Annotated in this window: 15 protein-coding genes and 1 tRNA gene; 3 read left to right on the top strand and 13 right to left on the bottom strand. The window is 49.7% G+C overall.

What is annotated here, in order from left to right; all coding sequences use genetic code 11:
* Positions 1 to 283: 283 nt before the first annotated feature.
* The 6 genes from BXA07_RS17095 to BXA07_RS30255 form a co-directional block, all read right to left on the bottom strand.
* The gene (locus BXA07_RS17095; RefSeq protein WP_076569197.1) at positions 284 to 3385 is read right to left on the bottom strand and encodes a type I restriction endonuclease subunit R; all 3102 of its coding nucleotides are present in this window, start codon (positions 3383 to 3385) and stop codon (positions 284 to 286) included.
* Positions 3378 to 4568 (bottom strand): AAA family ATPase, encoded by a 1191-nt coding sequence (locus tag BXA07_RS17090; protein ID WP_076569195.1) that lies wholly within the window; start codon positions 4566 to 4568, stop codon positions 3378 to 3380. The genes BXA07_RS17095 and BXA07_RS17090 overlap by 8 nt, the downstream gene beginning before the upstream one ends.
* A 1-nt stretch (position 4569) precedes the next feature.
* Positions 4570 to 5790, bottom strand: coding sequence for a restriction endonuclease subunit S (locus tag BXA07_RS17085; protein ID WP_076569193.1), 1221 nt, complete (start codon positions 5788 to 5790; stop codon positions 4570 to 4572).
* On the bottom strand, positions 5787 to 7343 hold the full coding sequence (locus BXA07_RS17080; protein ID WP_076569191.1) for a type I restriction-modification system subunit M: 1557 nt from the start codon (positions 7341 to 7343) through the stop codon (positions 5787 to 5789). Before BXA07_RS17080 ends, BXA07_RS17085 begins: the two co-directional genes overlap by 4 nt.
* Positions 7344 to 7516: 173 nt before the next feature.
* The gene (locus BXA07_RS17075) at positions 7517 to 8125 is read right to left on the bottom strand and encodes a hypothetical protein (protein WP_139335628.1); all 609 of its coding nucleotides are present in this window, start codon (positions 8123 to 8125) and stop codon (positions 7517 to 7519) included.
* Positions 8067 to 8537 carry a site-specific integrase gene (locus BXA07_RS30255; RefSeq protein WP_244556314.1) on the bottom strand — a complete coding sequence of 157 codons (471 nt, stop codon included), beginning with the start codon at positions 8535 to 8537 and terminating at the stop codon, positions 8067 to 8069. The genes BXA07_RS17075 and BXA07_RS30255 overlap by 59 nt, the downstream gene beginning before the upstream one ends.
* 834 nt (positions 8538 to 9371) lie before the next feature.
* Between BXA07_RS30255 and BXA07_RS17065 the strand changes: the two genes are divergently transcribed.
* Positions 9372 to 9680, top strand: coding sequence for a helix-turn-helix transcriptional regulator (locus tag BXA07_RS17065; RefSeq protein ID WP_083708359.1), 309 nt, complete (start codon positions 9372 to 9374; stop codon positions 9678 to 9680).
* A 38-nt stretch (positions 9681 to 9718) separates the two neighbouring features.
* Here BXA07_RS17065 and BXA07_RS17060 read toward each other — a convergent pair whose 3' ends face one another.
* On the bottom strand, positions 9719 to 10342 hold the full coding sequence (locus tag BXA07_RS17060) for an Arm DNA-binding domain-containing protein (protein WP_170909680.1): 624 nt from the start codon (positions 10340 to 10342) through the stop codon (positions 9719 to 9721).
* An 11-nt stretch (positions 10343 to 10353) separates the two neighbouring features.
* Positions 10354 to 11643 (bottom strand): tyrosine-type recombinase/integrase, encoded by a 1290-nt coding sequence (locus BXA07_RS17055; RefSeq protein ID WP_076569183.1) that lies wholly within the window; start codon positions 11641 to 11643, stop codon positions 10354 to 10356.
* Positions 11644 to 12468: 825 nt separating this feature from the next.
* On the opposite strand from BXA07_RS17055, the gene BXA07_RS17050 reads away from it, so the two are divergent.
* Positions 12469 to 13578, top strand: a complete 1110-nt coding sequence (locus tag BXA07_RS17050; protein WP_083708358.1) for a plasmid recombination protein — start codon at positions 12469 to 12471, stop codon at positions 13576 to 13578.
* A 722-nt stretch (positions 13579 to 14300) separates the two neighbouring features.
* Here the strand turns inward: BXA07_RS17050 and BXA07_RS30245 are convergent.
* The 5 genes from BXA07_RS30245 to acs all read right to left on the bottom strand — a co-directional run bounded on the left by BXA07_RS30245 (position 14301) and on the right by acs (position 19407).
* Complete coding sequence (locus tag BXA07_RS30245) at positions 14301 to 14948, bottom strand: hypothetical protein (RefSeq protein WP_139335626.1); 648 nt, start codon at positions 14946 to 14948, stop codon at positions 14301 to 14303.
* Positions 14949 to 14976: 28 nt separating this feature from the next.
* A complete protein-coding gene (locus tag BXA07_RS17045) occupies positions 14977 to 15294 on the bottom strand; it encodes a hypothetical protein (protein ID WP_076569179.1) in 318 nt (105 codons plus the stop codon).
* 71 nt (positions 15295 to 15365) lie between these two features.
* Positions 15366 to 17003 (bottom strand): site-specific integrase, encoded by a 1638-nt coding sequence (locus tag BXA07_RS30240; protein ID WP_139335625.1) that lies wholly within the window; start codon positions 17001 to 17003, stop codon positions 15366 to 15368.
* Between the two features lie 95 nt (positions 17004 to 17098).
* Positions 17099 to 17189: transfer RNA gene (locus tag BXA07_RS17030), tRNA-Ser, on the bottom strand.
* A 211-nt stretch (positions 17190 to 17400) separates the two neighbouring features.
* Entirely contained in the window at positions 17401 to 19407 is a 2007-nt protein-coding gene (gene acs, locus BXA07_RS17025; RefSeq protein ID WP_076569174.1) for an acetate--CoA ligase, read from the bottom strand.
* A 307-nt stretch (positions 19408 to 19714) separates the two neighbouring features.
* On the opposite strand from acs, the gene BXA07_RS17020 reads away from it, so the two are divergent.
* On the top strand, positions 19715 to 20332 hold the full coding sequence (locus tag BXA07_RS17020; protein ID WP_076569172.1) for a YqhA family protein: 618 nt from the start codon (positions 19715 to 19717) through the stop codon (positions 20330 to 20332).
* Positions 20333 to 20410: the final 78 nt, after the last annotated feature.

Raw genomic sequence — 20410 nt, 5'->3', positions numbered from 1 at the left:
CCTTCGGCTTAAAAACACGCCGCTTCCCAGCGGTGTGATGCCATCATCTTCTAATTCATTGCCGGGCTCAAGACGGTGCTGGATTTACGCTTACGATACGGCCACATCAGTTCAACCAGGGACTGGCACCGGCCGTCGCCCCAAAAAAACTTAACGTAGTGTCCAAGATGGGTTGACCACTACATTTCGATGGTTCGATTCCGCGCCGGGCCACCAAGTTTCAAAGCTATTGATCCGATTGAGAAATTCCCCGAAGCTCATAAAAAATATCCAACCGGTGCAATTAGACCTGCCCACCCACGCCTTTAAACTTCTCAACAAACGCGGAAATTTTCTGGAAGACGCTTTGCTTTGTTTTCAGGAATTGCGGATTGAGCGGGCTCATCTTGGGTAAAATTGCATTGAGCTCTGTACCATTATCGCTGGCATATTCCCGCTTCAGCGAAGTGGAGATATAACGTTTGGCAGCCTCCACATTCAGGTTCTCAGTGTTGATCAGCTCTTGCGCTTCACGCTGCTGTTCCGCTTGAGCAAAGATGAAGAAAGCATCAATCACGCTGGCCTTGTCGCCAATCTTGTCCAGGTCATTCTGATTGATGAAATCAACCAGCAGGCTTTCCTTGGCACGGTTGCCAAGGCTGGCACGAATCACCCGGCGCACCTCCTCCACCAGTGAAACCTTGTCCTTGAGCCTTTTATTGTGCTCAAAAATCAGTTCCAGAATGTAGTCCAGATTAATTTCCTGCGACTTGAGAAGATCAACCTCAAATACTACGTCATCCCAGTCGATGGTCGACTTTTCCTTCTCAGCACCAGATTTTTCTCGACGCAACCAGTCCCGTACGTCATTATAGGTCGAACGGTAGTCCTGAATCTTCCGTTCGGCAGGAATCGGGATGGCTTGTAGCACCGCCAGATCGTCATCGCTCAAGTAGTGCTTGGCCTTGAACGCATCTACAGCAGCCAAGTCGGCAATGTCGATGGTTTGCAACTCCTTCAGGCTGGCGAACTCGTCATAGTTCTGCAGCACGTTTTCCACCCGTAAATACTCGCCAAACAGCTTGGCAAAGGCCTTCTTGTCAGCCTCCTTTTCAATGGCGGCAGGGTTTGGGAAGCGTGCTTCCAGTTCCTGCACCACATCCATGAAACCTCGACACGCCTCACCGGTGGCCGCATCGGTGAAGCCTTCCATGTATTCCTTATAGCTTTTCTCAAGCACGACGTTTTTGGTGTTCTTGTCACCGAACAAGGTGATGGCATCAATCGTCGCCTGCTCCAAGTCACGGAAGGTAACGACGTTGCCGAAGGTCTTGGTGGCGTCAAAGATGCGGTTGGTGCGTGAGTAAGCCTGCATCAAGCCGTGGTAGCGCAGGTTCTTGTCCACAAACAGCGTATTAAGCGTGGGAGCATCAAAGCCCGTCAGGAACATTCCCACTACAATGAGCAGATCAATTTCCTTTGCTTTGACCTGCTTGGCCAGATCTCGATAGTAGTTCTGGAAGCCGTTGCTGTCCACGCTGAAGTTGGTCTTGAACAGCGCGTTGTAGTCAGCGATGGCCGCGCTCAGGAACTCCTTGGCGCTGCTGTTCATGGCAGACACATCAAAGCTCTCGTCCTGAATGTCGCCAAGCGCGTCCTGCTCTTCATTGGCGGCGAACGAGAAGATGGTTGCCACTTTCAGCTGTTTGTCGCGACTCTTCTGCTGCTCCCTGAAGCACTCGTAATACAGCTTGGCAGCATCGACGCTGCTAACGGCAAACATGGCGTTGAAGCCCTTGTTGCCCGCGTGCAGGCGGTGCGTCTTTTGCCGGAAGTTGTTCAGGATGTACTGGGTGATCTCACGGATGCGATCAGGGTGCAGCAGGGCTTGCTTGTTCTCTGCCGCACTCAGCTTCTTGTCGTCCTTCTCGGTCTCGATGGCCTTGAACTGCGGGCGAACATCGTTGTAGTCCACTTTGAACTTGAGTACCTTTTCATCACGGATCGCATCCGTGATCACGTACGAGTGCAGCTCACGACCAAACACGCTGGCCGTGGTCTCGGCACCCAAGGCGTTCTCCGGGAAGATGGGCGTGCCGCTGAAGCCGAACTGGCAGAACTTCCTGAACTTTCTCTTCAAGTTCTTCTGGGCCTCACCAAACTGACTGCGGTGGCATTCGTCAAATATGAATACCACTTGCTTGCCGTAGATGGGCAAGTCCGACTCGCTCTTCATCAGGTTGTTGAGCTTCTGGATAGTGGTGACGACGATCTTGTTGTCGTCCTTCTCCAGGTTGCGCTTCAGGCCTGCCGTGCTATCCGAGCCATTCACGCTGTCCGGTGAAAAGCGCTGGTATTCCTTCATGGTCTGGTAGTCCAGATCCTTGCGGTCCACCACGAAGAACACCTTATCGATGAAATCCAGTTCGGTGGCCAAGCGCGCTGCCTTGAAGCTGGTCAGCGTCTTGCCGCTGCCGGTGGTGTGCCAGATGAAGCCGCCGCTTTCCGTATTGCTCCAGCTCTTGGCCTGATGGCTGCTTCTGATCTTCCACAGAATTCGCTCCGTGGCGGCAATCTGGTAAGGGCGCATCACCAGCAACGTGTTGCTGACATCGAACACAGAGAAGTGCAGCAGCACGTTGAGCAGCGTGTGCTTCTGGAAGAAGGTGGCTGTGAAGTCCTTTAAATCCTTGATCAGCGTGTTATCTGCCTTCGCCCAGTTCATGGTGAAGTCGAAACTGTTCTTGTTGCGCTGCGTGGTGTTGGCGAAGTAACGGCAGTCGGTACCATTGGAGATCACGAACAGTTGTAGGTACTTAAACAAGGAATTCTCGCTGTTGAAGCTCTCCTTGCTATAGCGGTGCACCTGGTTGAAGGCTTCACGGATTGCCACGCCGCGCTTCTTCAGCTCCACCTGTACCAGCGGCAGACCATTGACCAGAATCGTCACGTCATAACGGTTGACGTGACTGCCTTTCTGCTCAAACTGTTTGATCACCTGCACCTTGTTGCAAGCGATGTTCTTCTTATCGAGTAGGTAGATGTTCTGTATGCGACCATTGTCAAAGACAAAGTCGTGGATAAAGTCGTCGTGAATCTTGCGGGTTTTCTCGACGATGCCATCACTTGGCCTGTCCAGCCAAGTTTCCACAAACCGCAACCATTCGCTGTCTGCAAACTCCACGTTATTGAGCGCTTGCAACTGGACACGCACATTTTTTAGCAAGGCGTCGGGCGTGCACAAGCCCGGCAGGTATTCATAACCCTGGTTTTGCAAATCCTGAATAAACTCACGCTCCAGATCGCCTTCACTCTGGTAGCTGTCTGCAACTTTCCACTCTTGGGTGTATTTGTCCAAGACGATGAAATTGCTGGATTCAGCAATCGCTTTGGTGTACTCAAGCATTTTGTTCTTCCTGTTGCCAAAAGGCATGGCTGTTCTTCAGGTGGTCCAGCAACAGTTTGACTGTGGCGCGCTCTTGCGGCGTGGGCTCCGCAACTGCTTCATTGGACAGCGTACTGTGGCTAGTAAAATTGATAATTCGGCTGTAGTAAAGCTGCTTGTCATCCGGCAAGAGCTCGGACCACTTGGGGTAGCCCAAGAAGCTGGCCGTCTTTTCATAGAGATTGCGCAGCAGGGTGAAATGAAACCGCTCTACCTTACTGTCGGCAATCGCCTGCTCGATGGTCTGCAGCAAGTGCAGGTGATACGAAAATCTCTTGTTAGAATCACCATGTTTTTCAGTGAGTGCGAAGCTGCCGTCTTCGAAACGCTCCAGCATGTAGCAGGTCTTGTTATTGAACTCATTGAACAGCACGTTATAAAACAGCGGGCTGTGCGTGGTGATGATGAACTTCAGGTTGGATTGGCTGGACTTGATGAGTCCCGCCAAATTGACCGCCACCTCAATAAGGTGGTTGTCGTCCAGCGAACTTACTGGATCATCGATAAATACATATTCTAGGTCATCGAACTGCCGGACTTCACGGCCCTCAGTCTCGTCCACATTGAGGATTGAAATTACTTGATCCAGTAGCGCATAAAAAACGCTCCAGATGAAATTGCTTTCCTCGCCCTTGGAAATCTTTATGCTCCCGGATTGCTCATTGTCGCCGCGTTCTAGTGAAAAGCTGACCTCCGCAAAATCCTCGCTGAAATGGGGTGTCAGTTTATCGCTGGTGTAGCGCTGAAAATAACTTACGATGTTCCCATCTTGCCCCAAATCTTTCAGCAGAGTGAGTAACCAATCCGTGTAAGTGTTCGGCTGAATTTTCAGTTTGTGATCAGAATAACCCGCCAAATGGCTATCCCAATAGAACAAGTCCTCAGTAAAAGCGTTGTAATAAAGAATCTTGTTGCGCGGCAGCTCGGCTTGATCAGCCTCTCCCTCGTTCTCTTCTTTAGGTGCGATGAGCTGTTTGAAGTCTAGCGATAGGCGAGTTTTACCCGTGCCGTTGAAAGCATAGATCAGCTGCACCTTTGGAACAGGTATAGTCTCGTCTATAACTTTCGTTTTTTCGGAAACGGTTTTCTGAACCGTTTTAGGTGTACTGAGCTGTTGGGCAACTTCGATTAGTGTCTTTCCCATTTTATGCCTCTACCTCCTCAGGCTTGGGGAAGCTGAACAGCAAATCGCGGTAATAGGCATATTGCTTCTGGCGCAGCTCGATTTCACGGGGCAAGCCTTCGGTGTTTGAGTTGGTAAGTGCTTCGAAGTTGTCGAGGATTTCAACGATGCGAGCCTGTTCATTAATTGATGGAACTGGGACTAATCTCTTTTCAATGGAGCCCTTTCCAATGTGCATCATTGTAGATCCAGTCCCATGTTCGGACTTCACGGAATCCATATCCCATGCCAGAACATGGAAAAGATAATTTTTTAGAACCAGGCTGACGTCAGGAATAACCTTCCATATGTGATAATGGTAAATAACTTTCTTGCCGTCCCAAATCTTCGGACCAAAGGAGGCTGACCATGCATAGAGAAGATCACCATTGTCACAGTATTTATTTTCGTCAAGCTCGAGATCTGAGTAGTACCAATTTCCGTTTGTAAAAAAGTTGCCAACCCTGAGTACTGGGTACTTTCCGTTTTCCAGTAGTTCTGGCTGTTTGTATGCTCTGCCATTTATGAGGCGACAAACTTCCCCTAATGGCTTCCACTCAACCTTCCCCTTTTCAAAACTCAACAACTGGTCGCGATAGTAGTTGTATTGTTTTTTACGGACGCTCAGCTCGGTGGTCAGCTCGCTGGTCAGCTCGGTGAACGCATCCAGGATGCGGACGATTTCGGCTTGAATTTCAAGCGATTTTTTTGAGTTTTCCGGGCAAGGGACGGGAATTTTAAAATCCTTTACCTTTGCATCGGAGATGGCGGGATATGCTGATCCACTTTGATTTTTTTCAACATATTCTTTGAAATCAGCAGAAGCGATCCAATACAAGATCCACTTAGGCAATACTTCTGCTCTATTAGCGCGCAGAATGCAGTATCCGGTGCTGGCGACCTCGCTATCGTACGCATCATCAATTAGGCAATAACGCTGCTGGGCTGGGCGAGTGGTTGCAAAAATAACATCACCATTTTTAACAAGTTTTTGTGCCCTGCTCGGCGCATTGCTGCTCGTGATTTCGGAGGTTTCGATTATTGCTTTCGCTTCAATACTTACAGAAGTGAGATCAATATATTGATAAGAGCGGTTCGCCTCGCGCCACTTGATATTTGTCGTGGGTTGAGTCACGTCACCCAGCGTTTTCCATTCGACCGTCACTCCGTCAAGCAGCCTTTCGAAAAAGTTCACGTTGCTCATGCCTCCAGCTCCTCGCCCTCAATCTCGGCGACGATGGCATCAATATCCCTCCGAAGCTGGTCAATTCTGGCGACAGTGGATTTCAGCTCGGCGTTGAGCTTAGCGATGTCCACCACTTCGCGGTTGCCTTTGGCTTCGATATAGGTGCTAACCGATAGGTTGTATTCCTTGGCAACCACTTCCTCGAACGGCACCGACTTGACAAAGTGCTTGACGTTTTCCTTGCTGTCGAACACGGCCATGATTTGCTCGATATGAGAATCCAGCAGCACGTTGTTATTTGTTTCTTTCTTGAATAGCTCGCTAGCATCGATGAACTGGGTATTGGTGTCTTTCTTGTTCTTCCCCAGCACCAGAATATTCACCGCAATCGTAGTACCAAAGAACAGGTTAGGTGCGAGCGAAATGACGGTCTCGACATAGTTGTTATCAACAAGATACTGACGAATTTTCTGCTCTGCTCCTCCTCGGTAAAAAATACCAGGGAAGCAGACAATGGCTGCTCTACCTTTACTAGAAAGATAGCTGAGTGCATGCAGCACAAAGGCGAAGTCTGCCTTGGACTTTGGAGCCAATACGCCTGCGGGCGCAAAGCGGTCATCATTGATTAAGGTAGGGTCGTCCGAACCAATCCACTTCACGGAATAAGGTGGGTTAGAAACGATGGCATCGAACGGTTTGTCATCTCCAAAATGCGGATCTCGCAGTGTGTCCCCCAATTGGATGTTGAACTTGTCATAGTTGATGTTGTGCAAGAACATGTTCATCCGAGCCAAGTTATACGTGGTGTGGTTGAGTTCCTGCCCAAAAAATCCATCTTCGATGATGTGAGCGTCAAAGTGTTTTTTGGCTTGAAGCAGCAGTGAACCTGAGCCACAGGCTGGGTCGTAAATCTTGTTGACACTGGTCTGCTTGTGCATAGCAAGCTGGGCGATCAACTTAGAGACATTCTGCGGCGTGAAGAACTCGCCGCCTGACTTACCCGCGTTGGCAGCATAATTGGAGATCAAAAATTCGTAAGCATCCCCAAACAGATCAATGTGACTGTCGTCGAAAACGCCCAAATCGAGTTCGGCTACGCCTTTGAGCACAGCAGCAAGACGTGTATTCTTATCTTTGACTGTATTGCCCAGACGGTTACTTGTGGTGTCAAAGTCAGCAAATAGACCCTTGATATCTGGCTCTGAAGGATATCCGCTAGCAGACGCTTCAATGGCGGCAAAAATGGCGGCTAAGTCAGTATTCAAACGTTCGTTAGCATTGGCATTTGCTACAACAGTAACGAAAAGCTGGCTGGGGTAGATAAAATAGCCCTTAGTCTTGACAGCATCATCTTTAATTTCGTGCGAGATAACCCCATCGTCAAGCTGAGCGTAGTTGATCTCGGAATCGCCGCCCTCGATGTAGCTGGCAAAGTTTTCGCTGATAAAGCGATAGAATAAGGTCCCCAATACATATTGCTTAAAATCCCAACCGTCCACCGCGCCACGCACATCGTTGGCAATCTGCCAAATTTGACGCTGCAAGGCATCACGCTGCTGAATACTTACCATTTTAACAACCCAATCTCTGTTATTTGTCTGCGGGCATACTTTATACATCTGAACTACTTTTGAACAGTCAAATGCGGAACTCGAGACGAAGCTCGTGCTCTACTTGGTACGCGCAAGAACTAGGGCAAGCGGCGCTTTCCTCTAGCACTTGCTAGGAGTTTATGCTTACGAACTTATGATAGTCGCAAGAACGTTGTTCGGACTACCGCTTGAGCAGCACCCGATGGTTTCTGGTTCGCCTCTCGATTTCGAGCGAAAAATTCTGCCACACTAAGACACCGGAGACACACCGGAGACGCTCGAACTGAAAGTTGTGATCGAGAGGCTGTTCGAACCTCCCCCCCTCCACTCAAGGGACGGTTTTCTACGGCGCGATACATGTTTGCCATGTGGTCCATGTCCTTGAGCGCCATACCTGCCTCTTCCAGATGTTGCTTTGCCAGCCCCTCAAGATGGTCAAGAAAAGCGACAGTAATGCCTTGCCTATATCCTGTTTTACCCATCGCAACAGTAAATCGCTGATCAAACAACTCTGGGATGGCTTTGTCCAGGAGTCCGGTCAGAACGTAATTCAGCATGGGCTGGTCCTGACCTATGAAATGAGCCATGCGCCGGGCCACGATGGCAAAGGTGATCAGGTTGATGTCGACATCCAGATTCCCCTTGGCATAGGCGTCCTCGACGTAGTTGATCGTTTTAGAGTCCTTCCAGTACTGCGGCGGCTCAGTTGTGCCAAACACTTGCACGATCAAATAAACGCAGCGCAGGTTGAACGGCCCCAAGGAATTTCTGGACAGCCAAGTCCGGATCATAGGTCAGCGTCACACTCCAGACATCTTCCATTGATCTATACAGTGCATCCCATAGCGGTGCAAATTTAATCATATCATCCCGATACCGCAACTGCGCCGGAATCAAGCAGCTGTTTCCGGTCAGCGCCTTGGCCGCTTCCAGCACGGCGCGCTGCTGCATGGTGGCAATCGGCACTTCCCGGTATTTGCCGCCCTTGGTCCAGCTATCCTGCAGCCGCAGGATGTTCCCGCCATCGACGCACCCCGGCTTGATCTTGATGCTTTCCTCGCGCCGAAATCCAAACGCCGCCCGCAACTGCAAGGACGGGCGCGTATGACCATTGAGCACGAAGTGCGAATAAGCAGGTGTGAAGTTAGCTAACCGAAGGTTAGCTAACTTCACCTATCCTGCCCCGCTTCGCGCAGCGACTAAACCACAAAAATCGACGGACACAACTTCGACCAAACCATTTTTTTACAGGTACGAAAGCAAATTTAGCAGGAATGTATGCCGAAACTAGCACGGTAGTTCCGCCCTGTGCAGCGACTGAAACCCTTTAATCACCGGGTAATACCTCGGTCGAACCATTTTTTTGCAGGTACGAGAGCAGATTTAGCAGGAATGTATGCCGAAAGTAGCACGGTTGATCAGCGGCAATAGGCAGCGTCCAAGTGGGAACATTTGACATGCATCTGGGCCGACCTTGATCAATGTCAGCAACAAATTTCCATAGTCTGCTTTACGAGTTCTACACGGCAATAGCGCGCTTCTCCTCCGATGGCTGCGCCTTTCCGCGTGGACAGAAAGTGCTCCCCCTGGAGGCGGTCAAAACGATTGCTGACAGGTATTGATGGCGTGCGATGCCAGCAGTCGCATGCACATGTGGCGGCGATACAGCAACAGGACCAATAAAATCGGGGCCGCGCCAATGCATCTATCGCATGATGAATGCGCTGTCGATTGGCCAATTTTTAGCTGCTAAAGCTTCCACGAAGCCGCTCCTGTGTCCAGCCTTGATCTCACACAAAGTGCGCGGCAGGCTTGATCCAAGTGGCATGGCAGGCCGATTCTTGTTGCACCAGCGATTACGGCATTCGATACTGGACCCATGTTTTCGGAATAATGATTGCGAGCGCGTTTCCACGAAGGGCGAAGCGGTGGTAGGGCAAGGCCTGCTGCATATGCCATTCGCCCCGGTGTTGCCGCTGGCATTTTTGGTTCACGAAGGGGGACGCCATGAAACCAGCGATAGCCGAATGCCTGAAAGAGCGCCGTGTTGAACCTCGCATGGGCGAAGAGCGCTTCATCCGCCTGGGCGAAGTGCTGGCAACCTGCGGCAAGTCGCGCAGCAGCGTTTATGCAGGCATCAAGGAAGGCACCTTCCCTGCCCCCGTCAAGCTGCAGGGACGCTCCTCTGCATGGCTCAGGAGCGAGGTGCTACGCTGGATGCAAGCGTGTATCAAGGCCAGCAGACCTGCAGACACGGTATGCTCAATAATCGACACCTCATCAAGCACCAGGCCAATCAGTAACAAAGGAGCCTGAGCCAAATGAAGCTGGAGATACCGGCGGCATAGATACGCTCACCTCCGCCGCTGCGCCACCCTGGCATCCCTCATGGCCTCGATCAAATCATATTCATCCATGCCCAATTCCAGGCAGCCGAAGATGATATCGGCGCAGTAGTCATACAGCACGTCAATCACCTCGGCGGCGCGCTCTTGCTGGATTTTCTCCAGTAAGGCCAGCATGTCGCTTCGCACTCTTTCATCGGTGGAGATGCGAATCAGTGCCGGGAAGGCCAGCAGCCGCATCCGTTCCACCGCCTGCATGCCGACATGGCTTGCGCAACGCTCCACTTTTCCTGCCTTGATGGCAGGCGGGAGCGGACGGCTTCGCCGGAGCCGCTTTGGCGGGCGCATGTGGGCTGCATTGAATTCCGTGCGCGGGTCTTGGCCCTCGTCAAGCATCTGACGAGCAACTGAGCGACGGCTCCGCGCAAGGTCCAGTGATACCTCCGGGTAGTGGCCGAACGTCAACGTATCTTCCTTTTTATTTAGCTGACGAAATTTCATGCGCCACACCTTGGTTCCGGTCGGCATGACGTTGAGATAAAGCCCTAAGCCATCGAACAACTTGCGCGGCTTGCTTCGAGGTTCCGCCTGGGCCACTTGTTGTTCGGTAAGGGGAGCAATAAGTTTTGCCATAGCAGCCTCCATTAACGATGCGGCACTGGCCACGCCAGTTCAAGCGACCCATGATGGCCTGGCTGCGGCGTATCGCCGCGTTCCACGGCCTCCAGGTAATCAGCCCACTCCTGCATCATCTTGCGGCGCTCCGCCAGGAACTGGGCGCGGTCGTAGGCGCTGGCCACCTTGTCCTTGGGCGCGTGCGCCAGCTGGCGGTCCACCACTTCATGGCGGTAGCCCAGGCGCTCCTTGATGGTGCTCATGGCCAGCGCCCGGAAGCCGTGGCCCGTCATGCGGCCCTTGTAGCCCATGCGGTCCAGCGCCACCAGCAGCGTGTTGTTGCTCAGCGGCTTGTCGTGGTCGCGCTGGTTTGGAAACAGGTACGTGCCGCGGCCCGTGATGGTGTGCAGCTGGCGCAGCAAGGCCAGCGCCTGGCGCGAAAGGCAGACGTGGTGATTGGTCGTGTCGGGGTTGACGGTCAGCTTGCCGCGCTTCATGCGCTGCCAGGGAATGATCCACTCGCCCTTCTCCAGATCGACTTCGTTCCATGGCGTCTCTATCAGTTCGCTGGTGCGCACGAAGACCAGCAGCATCAGGCGCAGCGCGATGCGCGTCGGCTCGAACATGCGCGCCTCGTTGCGCGCCAGCGCGTCCAGGAAGGCGGGTAATTCATCGGCGTCGATGGCGGCGTAGTGCGAGGCGCGCTTGGTCTTCAGGACGTCCTTCATGTCCACCACCAAGTTGCGGTCGGCCAGGCCGCACTGGATGGCGTAGCTGAATATCTGCGAGCAGACGGCTTTCAGGCGATGCGCAATCTCGGTCGCGCCGCGCGCCTCGATCTTGCGCAGCGTGGCAATCAGTTCGCGGTGCCGGATTTCCGTGATCGGCCGGTCGCCGATGCTTGGGAAAATATCGGCTTCCAAGCGCTGCAGCATGTTCTTGGCAGTACGCTCGCTCCATGTCGGCACCTTGTTCGCGTACCACTCGCGGGCGATTTTCTCGAAGGTATTGGATGCTTTTTCGGCGGCGAGCCGCCTGGCGTCGTCGCGATGCTTGCCAGGGTCGATTCCCTGCAGCTGCAAGCGGCGCGCCTCCGTGCGCTTTTCACGCGCCACCATGATCGAAATTTCCGGATAAGGTCCGAAGGTCAGCGTATTTTCCTTGCCGTTCGATTGACGGAATTTCATCCGCCAGATCCGCGAACCGCTGGGCATCACTTCAACGTACAGGCCACCACCATCGAACAGCTTGTATGACTTTTGCCTGGGCTTGGCATTCTTGACCTGGAGTTCGGTCAGGGGAGGGATAATCTTTGCCATGGCTGGTCTCCTCAGCATATGCGTCAGAAATCACTTTAGACCGGCGAATCAGGGCTTGGTTCGAGACATAGGGTAAGCTCATCTGTAATCCAGCCCCGATTTTTACTGGCTGCAGCTGGACAGTACTGGACGCCAGAATACAAAAAAACCGCTTTAGCACGGGCTAAAACGGTTTTTTGTGGACGTTCTTGGACTTCCTTGAACTGGCCAATTTGTATCCTTGGCGGAGAGAGGGGGATACGTACCACCCTCATCCTAAGCTCTTGATTACAAATACTATTTTTCTTGTCAGCGTTAAAGTGTCCCAGAAATTCCGGTACCCCTTGTTGTGACCCCTGCATCGTGCCCAAGAGAGCACTCCGTGTCAACCGATTTGAGTCCGACTTTGGGATTCAAATTGCGGATGTGGCTTAGGCTGTCTTCTTTAATTTCCCGGAGGACACAGACGAGCTGGTCCATTTTTGCCTGCGGCACCTTCAATTTAGGATGCTTTCTTTTTATGCCTGCTTTATTTTCGTAGAAAATGAAGTAGGAGCTCCCAGCCGGGCCCAGGGGTTTACGGTTTTAACGCGAGGCAGTACGTCAAGAAATTAATACTTAAAAATTTCAAGATGAAAATTTTAATGATAGTGAAGCGAGAAATATGATAAAAATAAGTGAAGCTATGTCAATTGTATGGGTTTGATTTTAAGCCCCCGCTAGGACCTCCGGTAGGACCGCACTTCTGACCGAAGGGAAGAAGTATAGTCGGTCACTAAACAAAAGAAATACTATTGATATTTCATTTTTATTTAGTAAGATAAAGGCATAACAACAAGAATAATTATGCCATATCAATTTATACATTATGAAGGTTACGGGCGGGAAGGCTCAACCCAAACAAAAACAGTTACCAAGAAAAATGGCGACAAAATAACTACTACAAAAACAGTTAGAAGCCTCCTTGAAATTCTTGAAGAACAAGAGCGACTTGAAGAAGCTTGCCCACATGTAAAAGAGCCAAGAAAACCCGGAATATTATATGGTGTCTCTCCGCTTGAAGTTTTAACACTTGCCGAAAAATGGGCAGAAACTGCTACGGATGCCAGGGGGCATAAGTTAAGAAAAGACGGTAATGTTTGTTTGGTAGGTGTTATTTCTTTACCCAGAGATATGGAAGATGACTTTCCAAAATTTGCCGAAGATAGTCTTATTTGGTTAAAAGAAAAATTTGGAGATAGATTAAAAAGTGTAATAGTTCACGATGATGAGGCTCATCCTCATCTACATTTTTCTGTCGTGCCTCGGGTTGGAGAAAGATTTGATGACATACACGAAGGGATAAAAGCTAAAAATAATGCAAAAAAAGATGGACAGAAAGCAGGTTCTCAAAATCTTGCTTACATAGGTGCAATGAGAGAAATGCAGGACGATTTTTCCAAACAAGTAGCAATGAAAAACGGCTTGACTAGATTGGGGCCTGCTCGTCGTCGTTTGAGTCGTGGACAATGGCAAGCAGAACAGGCTCAGGCTCGTTTTTTTGCCGATGCCAAGGCGCAGCACAAGGCAGCCAGAAAAAATGGCTATAAAGTGGGTTTAAAGCAGGCAGAAGAGGAAAGCAAGGAACTGGGTGCTAAGGTTGGGAATTGGTTAGCTGGTGCCTTGGGTGGTTTTCATAAGCCAACTACCCAAGCAATGGAACAGATGGAAAAAACCAAACAGGAAGCAGAGAAGAAAAAGAAAAAAGCTGATGCCTATGCGAAGCAAGCAAAAGAGTGGGCAGATAAAAGAGTTTCCATCGTTGGCAATCAAATTACTGTAGAAAAGTCAAAAACTTTGGAATTGGAAAAAGATTTAGATAAAGTTGAAGAAAAAAATAAAGATATGTTTAAAGTAATTAATTGGTATGAGAAAAATTTTGGCAAAGCTCCTGACAATTTACCAAAAATAAAATAATTTTCGCCGTTTCCTTTTTTATTTACTATCGTAAATCTCTTACCAGTTATTCTTTGCTTGTGTACTATTAATATACTTTCTCATGTACTATTAATATATATTCTGTACAGTACAATAAATACCAGTCTTTTCCCTTCTTATGTGCTCCTTCGCTTTGCTCAGTCACTACTAAGAAGGGAAAAGACTCCCTTACCAAAAAATTAAAAATTTTTAAGCGGGTATCATTTCCCTTAATGTTTCACTACATATCGGGACAGAAGATTGTTAATAACTTCTGTTTAGTCCATTCACCATAATAACACGGCTTAAACTTGGTTGGACCTTTAGACTCTCAATGTGGCTTTGTTTAAATCTCATTCTAGCCTACTTCACTATATTAATAGTGTCGCTACCTGTTTGGGGGGATTTACAGTTATCAGATATTATCTGAATATTTTTAACCTGCCTTCATACAAACCATTCACATTAGCAATGTTTCGAATCGAGGGAATTAACCGACGCATAAAAAAATTGCCTTATTTACCAAACAAGACAATGAATATATTTTTTCGATTATTGACAATTTACATTTAATAAATTATTATATTTCTGTTGTTTGGTGGTATACATATATTTCAATTTTTTTAATTGTCAATAGGCGTACGGTTAGAAACCAGGTGGTGCTGAATCTAACAGAATAAAAAGGCTAGTCGATGACTAGCCTTTTTTATAGTATAGAAATTTTACTGATATTTTTCCATCTTTCTTTTTTTATACTCTTTCATGTGACGAGTCGTTAAGCTTACTCGAACATAACGGCTTGAAGAACCGTCCAATACCGCAGAAAAATAACCAGCAGATGAGATGATTTCACTTATACCTTTACTGCTTTGCGGAATTCTTAAACAAGTATTATTGCACCTAATAGAAGTAGCTTGAAGCTCGTCCAAAAACTCTTTCTTACTAACAAAATTATGTTCACCACTATCGGTCAAACTTCTTAATTTCATCGCATAATTTTTATCAAAGAAATTTTTTTGAGATTCTAAAATTGCATCCGTATCAATATTCGGAAAGGAGAACCAGAATCTGTCTAACTGTATAATATTACCCAATTCATCTAACTGTATAGAAGTTAAAATTTTCCCCTCGGCGGGATATTCCCAAACGGTATATACTTTGGCTCCAGTATCAGAATCAATTTTATTGTATTTTAGTCCTTGTGGCCCACTTTCTTTTAGATTTATTCCAAAAATAATACCATCGTTCTCTTGTTGGTAATTATCAAATTTATCGCCAGCCATTTTTTCAATTGTTTTTTCTGAGTGCTGATATTTTGGAGCAGCACAGCCACCCAAAACAAACAAAACAAAAACTAAAATTATTTTCATCTGCAATTTTCCGTTTAATATTATCGGTTCATTTGGAGCGGAGTTGCTGTTTAAATCCTCTATTGCCGCGTGAGATTTCCTGCCCTTTTCTATCAGTAGTTACGATTGATGCATTGACTATATTTTTATAATTATTTTCCACTTTATACTCAAAAGAAACTATATCATTCTTATATATCCACTGTTGAGAACCCAATGCGAGAAAACTATATTCTTCTCCATCTACTTCTATAACATGCGAATGTAATGCATTTGTATTTCCTCCTCGACTAGGAGGGCGGTAATTTTCTTTCAAAAACATTTTGTAGCTAGATATTTTTTTTCTTTCAACGAAAAATTTCTCCATAAATCCCTCCGTTTGGCTGCAATTAATAATTTTTTTATTTGCCACATTCAGCTTATCGATTTTATTAAGTTTTACTTGGCTTGCCGTTTAGCACGATTATCCCTTGCTTGTTTGTGAATAAACCGTTTAGCAGTGGCACTACATTCCTTCACTAGAATTTTATCAAAAAAACCGGCAATGTATTTTAACCGTGAGAAGTCAATATATGGATAATCCAACTTATTGGCAACATTCTCTAAGAGGAATGGAAGCTTGTGAGGTTCTGAGTAAGTTGCCGAATTAATCGTGTCATGCTCGTGACCGATAAACTGGCAACGATTTTCTTCTGGTACACCATTATGCTTCAATCTATTGTTTGATGTGCTACGAAATGAGTGAAAAGTTTTTTGTGGATCTTTAATACCTAAAGTATCCAGATAGGAACCCCATCGTTCGCTTGTTCTTCCACCATAAGAGCCGAATTTGTCGGGTGCTAAATATGGAAATAGTTTTTTACCGTGTTGGCTTGCATCATTGACATATTCTAAAAATCCACAATCAATGAGTGTAGGGTGAAGAGGAATAAGGCGAGTAGATGCCATCGTTTTAACTGACTTGTCACCTTCATTATTAATTGAAAGAGCCCACACTTCACCGTGTTTCTGTATATCAGTAATATCAATTTGAGATAGTTCGGAAACCCGACCACCAGTAAAAAGCCCCAGCATTGGGAGCCAAAAATCGGCTGGCTGTTTTGCTTTGATGAGCAAATCAGTTTGAAAAATTGACTTTAATTCTACATCTGTAAATGGTTTGTAGCTACTGGTAGAAGCTGATTTTTTAGCATCTTGCTTAGTAAATACCTTGTGACCACGGCTAACTAATATCTGTCCTTCTGGCAAAACACCAATGGACTGGGCAAGCTCAAAAAGCCCACTGATGGCAGCCAAATACTTTTGTGTTACGGTCTTAGGTGCAATACCTGATGCTAACAAATCATCAATGAAATCCGCGAGGTCCGCACGAGTAATACTATGAACAGGAATATGTTTTTTCTTTTTCCTAAGCTCAAGCCATTCTACAAACTTGCGATGATAGTTGCCATATTCATAGAGAGTTTTTTCACTAAGCTTGGCTTTTTTTCGTGTGGCAAATCTAGGTACCATTTCTTGAATGGTGGTTCCTCCGTCCTCATTGGAACTCGGTTGCTGCGCTGCTACGACTGGAACGGTTTGGGGTACTGGGCTTGCTATCAGTTGAGCCAAAGCCTCTGGCGACAGGTTCAGTGCCTTGAGGATATGAATAGCACGGCTTGCATCATCATCGTTATTAATATTACGAAGACTAATACCACCGACATCAATATCAAGGTTGCGGGTGTCAGGTGATGGCATTGTGAAAAATGCCTCAATTTCTTGCTGTGGCAATCCAGATAGTTCTGCCAACTGCTCACGATTGACACGGTGCAGCAGGTTCAACAAAAAATCACTGTCAAGACCTTGAGCAATACTTGTAGCTGTGTTGAGGTAGTTGGTCGCCATTGCCTGCTCTTTCTTGTGAGTCTGAGCAGCCATTATCCCAGATAGGCACATAGCTTTGAAGCGAGCTTCTTGGGAATTCTTCGTACGGAGTGAGATCCGTTTTTCCTTGGTGGCGGCGCCGACTCTGAAAGTCAGGCGGAAGTAGAAGACCCCATGACGGGATTTTGCGAGGTGTGAAGGCAGTTTCAAGATAGATTTCCCAGAGTTATGGGACACCGTCTTGGGACACCTTTGTCGTTGCACAAGTAAAAAAGCCCTTGAATAATCAAGGGCTTAGTAGTTCTTGGCGGAGAGAGGGGGATTCGAACCCCCGATAGGCTATGAACCTATACACGCTTTCCAGGCGTGCGACTTCAACCACTCATCCACCTCTCCTGCAGGCAATGCGTCGACTTGCTCGCACTGCGTACTATTTCTCGCTTGTCGCGAAGCCGCAGATTATAGCAAAGATTCTACGGACTGCCAAAGTTATTTACCGTGGGGTAAAACCATTGACTGACCAGAATTGGTTTCAGATGTTCTCAAGTCCCCAGTAAAGGCTGGGGTCAGACCCGGCGGGTCTGACCCCGGATGTTGCTTGGGGATATTACGACGCTTCCTTCAACTGCTCCAGAATCGCCGGGTTTTCCAGCGTCGACACGTCTTGCGTGATCGTCTCGCCCTTGGCCAGTACGCGCAGCAGGCGGCGCATGATTTTGCCGGAGCGGGTTTTCGGCAGGTTGTCGCCGAAACGGATTTCCTTCGGTTTCGCGATCGGGCCGATTTCCTTGCCGACCCAGTTGCGCAGCTCCAGGGCCAGCTTCTTGGCTTCCTCGCCGGTCGGACGCGCCTGCTTGAGCACCACGAAGGCGCAGATCGATTCGCCTGTCGTGTCGTCCGGACGGCCGACTACCGCCGCTTCGGCCACCAGCGGGTTGGCCACCAGCGCCGATTCGATTTCCATCGTGCCCATGCGGTGGCCCGACACGTTCAGCACGTCATCGATGCGGCCCGTGATGGTGAAGTAGCCCGTGTCCTTGTTGCGGATGGCGCCGTCGCCTGCCAGGTACATCTTGCCGCCCAGCTCTTCCGGGAAGTAGCTGGACTTGAAGCGCTCGGGGTTGTTCCAGATCGTGCGGATCATCGATGGCCATGGACGTTTTACTACCAGAATACCGCCCTGGCCGTTCGGCACGTCCTGGCCCGCTTCGTCGACGATGGCGGCCATGATGCCCGGCAATGGCAGGGTGCAGGAACCGGGGACCATCGGCGTGGCGCCCGGCAATGGCGTGATCATGTGGCCGCCCGTTTCCGTTTGCCAGAAGGTATCGACAATCGGGCATTTCTCGGCGCCGATATGCTTGTAGTACCACATCCACGCTTCCGGATTGATCGGCTCGCCAACCGTGCCCAGCAGGCGCAAGCTCGTCAAGTCGTAGTTGCTTGGATGCACTTTCGGGTCCACGTCGGCCGCCTTGATCAGCGAACGGATGGCCGTGGGCGCCGTGTAGAAGATGCTGACGTTGTGTTTCTTGATGGTTTCCCAGAAACGGCCCGCGTTCGGGTAGGTCGGGATGCCTTCGAACACCACTTGCGTGGCGCCCACGGCCATCGGGCCGTAGGCGATATAGCTGTGGCCCGTCACCCAGCCGATGTCGGCCGTGCACCAGAAGACGTCGTCCGGCTTGATGTCGAAACTCCACTTCATCGTCAGCGCGGCCCACAGCAGGTAGCCGCCGCTCGAATGCTGCACGCCCTTCGGCGTGCCCGTCGAACCAGATGTGTACAGGATGAACAGTGGATGTTCGGCATCGACCCATTCCGGCTCGCATTGCGCGCTCTGGCCTTCGACCAGGTCGTGCAGCCAGATGTCGCGGCCGGCCACCATCGGCAGGTCGCTGCCGGTGCGTTTGTACACGATGACGTTTTTCACGGAATCGCAGCCGCCCAGCGCCAGCGCTTCGTCGACGATGGATTTCAATGGCAGCTTCTTGCCGCCGCGCAATTGCTCGTCGCCCGTGATGACGGCGACGGCGCCCGCGTCGATGATGCGTTCCTGCAGGGATTTCGCCGAGAAGCCGCCGAACACGACGGAATGGGTGGCGCCGATGCGCGCGCAGGCTTGCATGGCGGCAACGCCTTCGACGGACATCGACATATAGATGATGACGCGGTCGCCCTTGGCGATACCCTTGGATTTCAGGCCGTTGGCGAACTTGCAGACTTTTTCGTGCAGCTCTTTATAGGTTGCCTTGGTGACGGTGCCGTCGTCCGCTTCGAAGATGATGGCCGTCTTGTCGCCCAGGCCATTTTCGATGTTGCGGTCCAGGCAGTTATACGACACGTTCAGCTGGCCGTCTTCGAACCATTTGTAGAATGGCGCGTTGTCTTCGTTCAGGGTGCGGGTGAACGGCTTTTTCCAGCTCAGGTTCTCGCGCGCCAGCCTGGCCCAGAAGCCTTCGTAGTCGGTTTCCGCCTCTTTCACCATGGCGTGATACGCCGCCATGCCGGAAATGGTGGCTTGGGCGGCAAATGCCGCCGACGGCTCGAATACGCGCGACTCTTCCGGTCCCTGCTGCTGCGTGCCCTGCCCTTGGTTGTCTGTAGCGGTCATGCTAGTCTCCAGTGTAGTAATTGTTTGCTAACACGATAGGCCCTGTGTCTTACGGACGCCTTACATGTCGCGTTTATGCAGCGTTTACCCTTATCCATGCTAACCATAATCGCCTTCGGCGATGGGCGTCAAGGGCGTACTGTGCAGTATTTTCAATGGGGAAATGCCCGGTACGCCGAAGGTTCAATACCACTTTGTGTTTCATCAAACCCAATATTCCAGAACCAGGCCATGCGCAGTGATCAGTAGCAAGTGTAAAATGTCGGGCATGCCAGAAATTGGTATTTACTCCCCCAGGAACCCCCACATGATCGACCACCAATCACCGTCTGCCAAACATACCAGGCTGCACCCGCTGTCCGCCTTCATCTTCATGTCGCGCTGGCTGCAGTTGCCACTGTACCTGGGCCTGATCCTCGCACAATGCGTCTACGTATTTCATTTCTGGGTGGAATTATCCGACCTGATCGGCGCCGTGTTCGGCAATGACGCAGCCCTGCAGCACGTCCTGACGGCCGTGGCCGTACCGGGCGGCGCCCTGCCGACCAAGCTGAACGAAGCGACCATCATGCTGGTGGTATTAGGCCTGATTGACGTGGTCATGATCTCGAACCTCTTGATCATGGTCATTATCGGCGGCTATGAAACCTTCGTGTCGCGCATGCACCTCGATGACCACCCAGACCAGCCGGAATGGCTGTCGCATGTGAATGCGTCCGTGCTGAAGACGAAACTGGCGATGGCCATCATCGGCATTTCGTCCATCCACCTGCTGAAGACCTTCATCAACGCGAACTCGTACAAGATCGAAGTGATCATCGCGCAAACGGTGATACACATGGTCTTCATCCTGTCGGCGATGGCGATTGCCTACACGGACCGCATCATGACCGTGACGCAGAACCAGGCAAGAGCACCCCATTAACAAGAAGCCCATGGCTGCCAGCGGCGGCCATGGGCTTTTGTCATTCCAATGCAGTAACTAGTATTAGTAAAGAGTCTT

This window comes from Janthinobacterium sp. TND4EL3, assembly GCF_900156175.1.
Taxonomy (GTDB): domain Bacteria; phylum Pseudomonadota; class Gammaproteobacteria; order Burkholderiales; family Burkholderiaceae_D; genus Janthinobacterium.
This window is presented reverse-complemented; position numbering and strand designations above follow the sequence as displayed.